Consider the following 7844-nt stretch of genomic DNA (forward strand, 5'->3'; position numbering starts at 1 on the left):
GCCCCCTGGTCGTCGAGGCGGCTCAGTCGTCCAGGGACTCGATCGTCGCGTTGGACGGGCCCCGCTGGGCCGCTTCCGCGACCGCGACCGCCTCCGCGTCGCGTAGGGCGCGGACCGCGTTCTGCCAGGTCAGCTTGGCCAGGTCGGGGGTGGACCAGCCGCGGTGGAGGAGTTCGGCGATCAGGTTGGGGTAGCCGGAGACATCGTCCAGGCCCGCCGGGAGGAAGGCCGTGCCGTCGAAGTCGCCGCCGATGCCGATGTGGTCGACGCCCGCGACCTCGCGCATATGGTCGAGGTGGTCGGCGACCGTGGCGGCGGTGGCGATCGGGCGCGGGTTGGCCTCCTCGAAGGCGGCGTGGAGCTTCATCGCCTCCGGGGTCATGTCCAGCGGGTGGTGGCCATGGGCGCGGAGGTTGGCGTCGGCGGCCTGGGTCCAGGCGACGGCCGCCGGGAGGATGAACTTCGGTACGAAGGTGGCCATCGCGACCCCGCCGTTGGACCGCAGCCGCGCCAGCACGTCGTCCGGCACATTGCGGACGTGGTCGCAGACGGCCCGCGCCGAGGAGTGCGAGAAGATCACCGGCGCGGTGGAGACCTCGATCGCGTCCCGCATGGTCGTGGCGGCCACATGGGAGAGGTCGACCAGCATGCCGAGCCGGTTCATCTCGCGCACGACCTCACGGCCGAAGGCGGTCAGCCCGCCCGCGCGGGGCTCGTCGGTGGCCGAGTCGGCCCAGTCCACGTTGTCGTTGTGGGTGAGGGTCATGTACCGCACGCCCAGGGTGTAGAGGGCGCGCAGTGTGGCCAGCGAGTTGTTGATGGAGTGGCCGCCCTCGGCGCCCATCAGCGAGGCGATCCGGCCCTCGCGCCGGGCCGCCTCCATGTCGGCGGCACTCAGCGCGGGCGCCAGTTCGCCCGGGTAGCGGTCCAGCATCTGGCGTACGCCGTCGATCTGTTCCAGCGTGGCGCTGACGGCGCCGTCCCCGCTCAGACCGGTGCGGACGTAGACGGACCAGAACTGCGCGCCGACCCCGCCCGTACGCAGCCGGGGCAGGTCGGTGTGGAGCGCGGTGGACTGGTCCCGGGCGAGGTCGAGCTGGTCCAGGTCGTAGCGGACCTTCTCGCGCAGCGCCCACGGCAGATCGTTGTGGCCGTCGACGACGGGGTGGTCGGCGAGCAGCGCACGGGCGCGGTCGAGGTGGGCGGAGGCGTGGCGGGTGGGGGTTTCCATGGGCTGTTACTTCCCGGAGGTGGCCGAAGAAGCACCTTCGACCTTGGCGCGCAGTCGTCGCCCCTTCTCCGTGGCCTGGTGGTTCAGCTCCCCCTGGAAGTCACGCATCCGCTCGCGCAGTTCACCGTCGTACGCGCCGATGATCCGCGCGGCGAGCAGTCCGGCGTTGCGGGCTCCGGCGACGGAGACCGTGGCCACGGGCACGCCCGCGGGCATCTGGACGATGGAGAGCAGGGAGTCCATGCCGTCGAGGTACTTCAGCGGTACGGGGACGCCGATGACCGGCAGCGGGGTCACGGAGGCGAGCATGCCGGGCAGATGGGCGGCTCCGCCCGCTCCCGCGATGATCACCTTCAGGCCACGGGCGTCCGCCCGCTCCCCGTACGCGATCATCTCGTGCGGCATCCGGTGCGCGGAGACCACATCGACCTCGAAGGGGATCTCGAACTCGGTGAGGGCCGTCGCGGCGGCCTCCATCACGGGCCAGTCGGAGTCGGAGCCCATCACGAGGCCGACAAGCGGGGTCGTGCTCATTCGGTGATCGTTCCTCTGAGGTAGTCGGCCGCGTGGCGGGCGCGCTCCAGCACGTCCGCGAGGTCGTCGCCGTAGGTGTTGACATGGCCCACCTTGCGGCCGGGCTTCACGTCCTTGCCATACATATGGATCTTGAGCTGCGGATCGCGGGCCATGCAGTGCAGATACGCGCCGTACATGTCCGGGTAGTCGCCGCCGAGCACATTGCACATCACGGTCCACGGGGCGCGCGGGCGCGGATCGCCCAGCGGCAGGTCCAGTACCGCGCGGACATGGTTGGCGAACTGCGAGGTGATCGCGCCGTCCTGGGTCCAGTGCCCGGAGTTGTGCGGGCGCATCGCCAGTTCGTTGACGAGGATCCGGCCGTCGGCGGTCTCGAACAGCTCGACCGCGAGATGGCCGGTGACACCGAGTTCGGCGGCGATCCGCAGCGCGAGCCGCTGGGCCTCGCCCGCCAGCTCCTCGCTCAGCTCGGGCGCGGGCGCGATGACGGTGTCGCAGACCCCGTCCTTCTGCCGGGACTCCACCACCGGGTAGGCGACGGCCTGCCCGTGCGGGGAGCGCACGATGTTCGCCGCCAGCTCCCGGACGAAGTCGACCTTCTCCTCGGCGAGGACGGGGACGCCCGCGCGGAACGGCTCCGCGGCCTCCGCCTCGGTGCGGACCACCCACACGCCCTTGCCGTCGTATCCGCCGCGTACGGTCTTGAGGACGACGGGGAAGCCGCCGGCCTCGGCGGCGAACGCCGTCACATCGGCGGGGTCGGCCACCAGCCGGTGGCGGGGGCAGGGCGCGCCCAGCTCGGTGAGCCTGGCCCGCATCACCCCCTTGTCCTGGGCGTGGACCAGCGCGTCCGGACCGGGCCGGACGGGGATACCGTCCGCCTCCAGTGCACGCAGATGCTCGACCGGGACATGCTCGTGATCGAAAGTGATCACATCGCAGCCGCGGGCGAACGCGCGCAGGGTGTCCAGATCGCGATAGTCGCCCAGGACGACCTCGCTGACGACCTGCGCCGCGGAGTCCTGCGGGGTGTCGCTGAGGAGCTTGAAACGGATGCCGAGGGGGATGCCCGCCTCGTGGGTCATACGGGCGAGCTGACCGCCGCCGACCATACCGACTACCGGGAACGTCACCCTCCTAGGGTATCCGGCGGACCGGGGGCGCTCCGGGCGCGGGGCCGGGACTGCACGACGGCGCGGAGGATCGGGTTCCGGCCATACGCTGGTGCGGCCCTCGTCAGCGGCCTTGCCAACTCCCCGGGCGGGTGACGGGCGCGGGGCTTAGCATGACGGGGTTGGGGACACCGAGACTGATGGGGCTGGACTCTCACTATGCGTGAACGAGGCGGGGCGCTACGCGATCGGTTTGATCAGCTCCTGCGCGAGGTCGCCAAGTTCGGGGCGGTCGGGGGCGCCGGAGTCGTCGTCAATCTCGCCGTCTTCAACCTGGTCCGCGCCACCACCGAGATCCCGGTCGTCCGCGCCTCCCTCATCGCCAACGCGGTCGCCATCCTCTTCAACTACGTGGGCTACCGCTACTTCACCTACCGCGACCGCGACAAGAACGGCCGCACCCGGGAACTCTCGCTCTTCCTCCTCTTCAGCATGGTCGGGCTGGTGATCGAGAACGGCGTGCTGTACGTGGCCACCTACGGCTTCGACTGGGACAGCTCGCTCCAGAGCAACGTCTTCAAGTTCCTCGGCATCGGGGTGGCGACCCTCTTCCGCTTCTGGTCCTACCGGACCTGGGTCTTCCGGTCGCTCCCGGCGACCGGGCGCCCGACACCGCCGGGCCCGGATCCGTACCTCGCCCCCGACGCGGCCGGTACGCCCCGCTAGGACCTCGGTACGTACGGGAGGTTCCCCGCACTGGGGCCCCGATGGGCTCGGTGGGCCCGGACCCGCTCGCTGGGCCAGCCCGGTCCCACGGCCCCCGGGAGTGCCCGGCCCCTCACCGTACGGTCGGCGGCTCGTCGTCGCGGTCGCGGGCCACCCGGCTCAGGAACAGGGCGAAGACCGGCGGATGCTGCTGAAGCAGCTCCAGCCGTCCGCCGTCCGCCTCGGCCAGATCACGGGCCACCGCCAGACCGATACCGGTGGAGTTACGGCCGCTGATCGCGCGCTCGAAGATCCGCGCGCCGAGATCCGACGGGACCCCCGGCCCCTCGTCGGTCACCTCGATCACCGACTGGTTACCGGTCACCCGGGTACGGATCGCCACCGTGCCCCCGCCATGCATCAGCGAGTTCTCGATCAGCGCCGCCAGCACCTGGGCCACCGCGCCCGGCGTGCCCACCGCGCGCATCCCGTGCCGCCCCGAGCGCACCAGCGCGCGGCCCGTGGACCGGTACGCCGGACGCCACTCCTCCATCTGCTGCTTCACGACCTCGTCCAGGTCGAAGGCGATGGCGGAGCCCGTACGCGGATCCCGGGAGTTGGTCAGCAGCCGCTGGACCACATCCGTCAGCCGCTCCACCTGGGCCAGCGCGACCGTCGCCTCCTCCTTCGCGGTCACCGGATCATCCGTCGCCGCGATCTCCTCCAGCCGCATCGACAGCGCGGTCAGCGGTGTACGCAGCTGATGCGAGGCGTCCGCGGCCAGCCTGCGCTCGGCGGTCAGCATCCGCGCGATCCGCTCGGCGCTGGAGTCCAGCACATCCGCGACCCGGTCCAGCTCCGGCACCCCATAGCGGCGGTGGCGGGGACGCGGATCGCCGGAACCCAGCCGTTCCGCGGTCTCCGCGAGATCGGTGAGCGGCGCAGAGAGCCGGTTGGCCTGGCGCAGCGCCAGCAGGACCGCCGAGACCACCGCGAGCAGCGCCACCGCGCCGATGATCAGCAGACTCCGCCCGACCTCCTTGGTCACCGTGGACCAGGGCTCCTTCACCGTCACGGTGATCGCCCCGTCCCGGCCGCCGTTCTCCGTGTCCGTGATCGCCGTGCCCGCCGGGTTCCGGCCCAGCTCGATCGGGCCGCGGTCACGGATCCTGATCAGGGCGTAGCGCTCCGAGCCGCCCTGGAGATCCAGGGTCTCGGCGCTGATCGGCTCGCCCCCCGCGAGCCGGGTGGCCACATTGTCGACCAGACGGCGCGCCTCCGACTGCACCGACTCATGGGCGCTGCTGGAGATGGTGCGGGTCTCCACCAGGACCAGGGAGACACCGAAGACGGCGATGACCACGAGGACGACGGCGAGGGTCGAATTGATCAGTCGTCGGCGCACGGCCCCCGGGCCCTCAGCTCTTCTCGAAACGGAAGCCGACTCCCCGGACGGTCGCGATGTAGCGCGGGTTCGCCGCGTCGTCCCCCAGCTTCTTGCGCAGCCAGGAGATATGCATGTCCAGCGTCTTGGTCGAGGACCACCATGTGGTGTCCCAGACCTCACGCATCAACTGGTCCCGGGTCACCACCCGGCCCGCGTCCCGGACCAGGACCCGCAGCAGATCGAACTCCTTCGCGGTGAGCTGGAGCTCCTCGTCCCCCATCCACGCGCGGTGCGACTCCACGTCGATACGGACGCCATGGGTGGACGGGGCGGGCGCGGGCTCCGCCGCGCCACGGCGCAGCAGGGCGCGGACCCGGGCCAGCAGCTCCGCCAGCCGGAACGGCTTCGTCACATAGTCATCGGCCCCGGCGTCCAGGCCCACCACCGTGTCGACCTCGTCGGCGCGGGCCGTCAGCACCAGGATCGGGACCGTGTGCCCCTCCGCGCGCAGTCGGCGCGCCACCTCCAGGCCGTCCATGCCGGGCAGGCCCAGATCGAGCACCACGAGATCGACACCACCACCGGCACCGCCCGCGAGGCCGGCCTCCAAGGCGGCGGGGCCGTCCTCACGGACCTCGACCTCGTAGCCCTCGCGACGCAGGGCGCGGGCGAGGGGTTCGGAGATGGATGCGTCGTCCTCGGCGAGCAGTACACGCGTCATGGGGCTGATGGTAGTCCGCGAGTGTGCGCCGCCGGGGCCCGATCCCCAGGCCCGCGCGGGCCCGCGGCCCCGCCCGCTGAAGGCCGCGTCCCGTGCCCGTACGCGTGAGCCGCGCCTGGGTGCGGGGACCTGTCCGGCAGGGGGCGGGGGCGTGAGGTGGAGCACAAGAAAGGAAGGGGGCAGGGGTGTACGACCTTTGGATGGGGGCATCCGGTTCCGGAAGAGCCTGTGATCCGTCACACAAGTCCTTCCATTTCCGACCGTGTCCTGTCGTATGGTGTCGAGTACGCCTGTAGCACTACACGGAGACCTTTGGCCTGCCGCGCGAGCAGTGAGCATCGGCAAGGGGCCAGGGGTCTCTTTCTGTGTGCGGGGCCGGTGACACCGGTCCCATGGACAGTGAATGACCTGTGGGCCGGGCCCGGGAGGCAAGGACGCCTTCCCGGGCGTGGATCCCGGTGTGTCGCAGTCCCCCGCGTTCCCGGTGGAGCCACCGCCGGGAGCGAGCCCTCTGGCGTGGGTGGGGACGGTTCGCTCACCGGTGCCGGCCACCCCCCACCGGGCGCGTCCCCGCTCAAGAGGCGGGCGCGTCCCGACAGCAAGGAACGACCATGGCGTCAAGCCTGACGAAGGCATCGTCCGCCTCGGCGGACGAGAAGACCTTCCTCGGCCACCCCCGCGGCCTGGCCAATCTGTTCATGACCGAGATGTGGGAGCGTTACAGCTTCTACGGCATGCGCGCGCTGCTCGTGCTCTACCTGGCCACGAACGTGGCCGACGGTGGTCTTGGCATGAAGGACGCGACCGCGGTCGCGATCTACTCCGTGTACAACGCCATGGTGTACCTGCTCGCCCTGCCGGGCGGCTGGCTGGGTGACCGGATCTGGGGCGCCCGCAAGGCGACCGCCATCGCCGGTGTCATCATCATGATCGGCCACTTCCTGCTGGCCGTGCCGGTCGAGGCGTCCTTCTTCGTCGGTCTGGCGTTCATCGCCGCCGGTTCGGGTCTGCTGAAGTCCAACATCTCCACGATGGTGGGCCAGCTCTACCCGGACAAGACCGACCCGCGCCGTGACGGCGGCTTCACGATCTTCTACATGGGCATCAACCTCGGTGCCTTCTTCGCCCCGCTGACCATCGGCTGGGTCGGCCAGAAGATCGACTGGCACCTCGGCTTCGGTATGGCCGGTGTCGGTATGGCGATCGGTCTGCTCTTCTACTTCCTGGGCTTCCGCCACCTGAGCGAGGAGTCGGTCCGGGTCCCGGACCCGCTGCCCGCCGCCGAGCGCACCGCGCTGGTCCGCAAGGGTCTGATCTGGCTGGGTGTCGCGGCCGCCGCGTACGCCATCATCGGTCTCTCCGGCGTCTTCACCGTCGACTGGGTGCTGTGGCCGCTGACGATCCTGGGTCTGCTGCTGCCGGCCTGGTACCTGTTCCGGATCAAGCGGGACAAGGACCTGACCGCGGTCGAGCAGTCCCGGATGTCCGGCTACATCTGGTTCTTCGTCGCCGCCGCCGCGTTCTGGGCGATCTACGACCAGACCGGTTCGGTGCTCTCCCTCTTCGCCAAGAACGACACGCAGGACGCGCTCTTCGGCTTCGAGTTCCCGACCACCTGGTTCCAGTCGCTGAACCCGCTCTTCGTGATGGCGCTGGCCCCGGTCTTCGCGATGCTCTGGGTCGCGCTCTTCAAGCGGAACCGCGAGCCCAGCACCCTGGCGAAGTTCTCCCTGGCGCTGCTGCTGGTCGGTGGCTCCTTCGGCGTGATGATGGTCGCGCAGGGCATGGCCTCCGGCGATGTCAAGGTCTCCCCGATGTGGCTGGTCACGGTCTACTTCATGCAGACCGTCGGTGAGCTGTGCCTCTCCCCGGTGGGCCTGTCGCTGACCACCAAGCTGGCGCCGCAGAAGTACGCCTCGCAGATGATGGGCGTCTGGTTCCTGGCGATGACCGCCGGTAACTCCGTGATCGCCCTGCTCCAGCTGATCGGCGCCCCGACGGACACCCAGGGCTGGTTCGCCAGCCAGGGCGCCATCGCCGCCCTCGCCGGTGTCGCGATCTTCGTCTACCGCCGCAAGGTGACCGCGATGCTGGGCGGCGTGAACTAGCCACCCCGTGTTCCGAGAGGGCCGCCGCACCAGAAGGTGCGGC

The 7844-nt window shown here is 70.5% G+C and carries 7 protein-coding genes; 2 read left to right on the forward strand and 5 right to left on the reverse strand.

From position 1 onward, the window contains the following. Positions 1 to 22: 22 nt before the first annotated feature. The 3 genes from ACFVIM_RS29935 to ACFVIM_RS29945 are packed head-to-tail and all read right to left on the reverse strand — an operon-like array spanning position 23 to position 2901. The gene (locus ACFVIM_RS29935; protein ID WP_384307842.1) at positions 23 to 1231 is read right to left on the reverse strand and encodes a dipeptidase; all 1209 of its coding nucleotides are present in this window, start codon (positions 1229 to 1231) and stop codon (positions 23 to 25) included. A 6-nt stretch (positions 1232 to 1237) separates the two neighbouring features. Beyond that, entirely contained in the window at positions 1238 to 1765 is a 528-nt protein-coding gene (gene purE / locus ACFVIM_RS29940; RefSeq protein WP_384307845.1) for a 5-(carboxyamino)imidazole ribonucleotide mutase, read from the reverse strand. Further along, positions 1762 to 2901: a 5-(carboxyamino)imidazole ribonucleotide synthase gene (locus ACFVIM_RS29945; RefSeq protein ID WP_384307847.1), complete on the reverse strand. Its 1140-nt coding sequence runs from the start codon at positions 2899 to 2901 to the stop codon at positions 1762 to 1764. The genes purE and ACFVIM_RS29945 overlap by 4 nt, the downstream gene beginning before the upstream one ends. A gap of 198 nt (positions 2902 to 3099) precedes the next feature. Here ACFVIM_RS29945 and ACFVIM_RS29950 point away from each other — a divergent pair, with 198 nt between their 5' ends. After that, positions 3100 to 3606, forward strand: a complete 507-nt coding sequence (locus tag ACFVIM_RS29950; RefSeq protein ID WP_384307850.1) for a GtrA family protein — start codon at positions 3100 to 3102, stop codon at positions 3604 to 3606. Between the two features lie 112 nt (positions 3607 to 3718). On the opposite strand, the gene ACFVIM_RS29955 is transcribed toward ACFVIM_RS29950, so the two are convergent. Continuing rightward, entirely contained in the window at positions 3719 to 4990 is a 1272-nt protein-coding gene (locus tag ACFVIM_RS29955; protein ID WP_384307853.1) for an ATP-binding protein, read from the reverse strand. A 13-nt stretch (positions 4991 to 5003) separates the two neighbouring features. Beyond that, positions 5004 to 5693: a response regulator transcription factor gene (locus tag ACFVIM_RS29960; protein ID WP_384307856.1), complete on the reverse strand. Its 690-nt coding sequence runs from the start codon at positions 5691 to 5693 to the stop codon at positions 5004 to 5006. 611 nt (positions 5694 to 6304) lie between these two features. Here ACFVIM_RS29960 and ACFVIM_RS29965 point away from each other — a divergent pair. After that, positions 6305 to 7801 carry a peptide MFS transporter gene (locus ACFVIM_RS29965; protein ID WP_384307858.1) on the forward strand — a complete coding sequence of 499 codons (1497 nt, stop codon included), beginning with the start codon at positions 6305 to 6307 and terminating at the stop codon, positions 7799 to 7801. The last annotated feature ends 43 nt before the right edge of the window (positions 7802 to 7844 follow it).

This window comes from Streptomyces sp. NPDC057638 (genome assembly GCF_042800315.1).
GTDB lineage: Bacteria > Actinomycetota > Actinomycetes > Streptomycetales > Streptomycetaceae > Streptomyces.

What these genes read in the sequence shown, in the direction of transcription:
- ACFVIM_RS29960 (WP_384307856.1), bottom strand. Translation starts at nt 5,693, where the DNA reads ATGACGCGTGTACTGCTCGCCGAGGACGACGCATCCATCTCCGAACCC.
- purE (WP_384307845.1), bottom strand. Translation starts at nt 1,765, where the DNA reads ATGAGCACGACCCCGCTTGTCGGCCTCGTGATGGGCTCCGACTCCGAC.
- ACFVIM_RS29950 (WP_384307850.1), top strand. Translation starts at nt 3,100, where the DNA reads ATGCGTGAACGAGGCGGGGCGCTACGCGATCGGTTTGATCAGCTCCTG.
- ACFVIM_RS29935 (WP_384307842.1), bottom strand. Translation starts at nt 1,231, where the DNA reads ATGGAAACCCCCACCCGCCACGCCTCCGCCCACCTCGACCGCGCCCGT.
- ACFVIM_RS29965 (WP_384307858.1), top strand. Translation starts at nt 6,305, where the DNA reads ATGGCGTCAAGCCTGACGAAGGCATCGTCCGCCTCGGCGGACGAGAAG.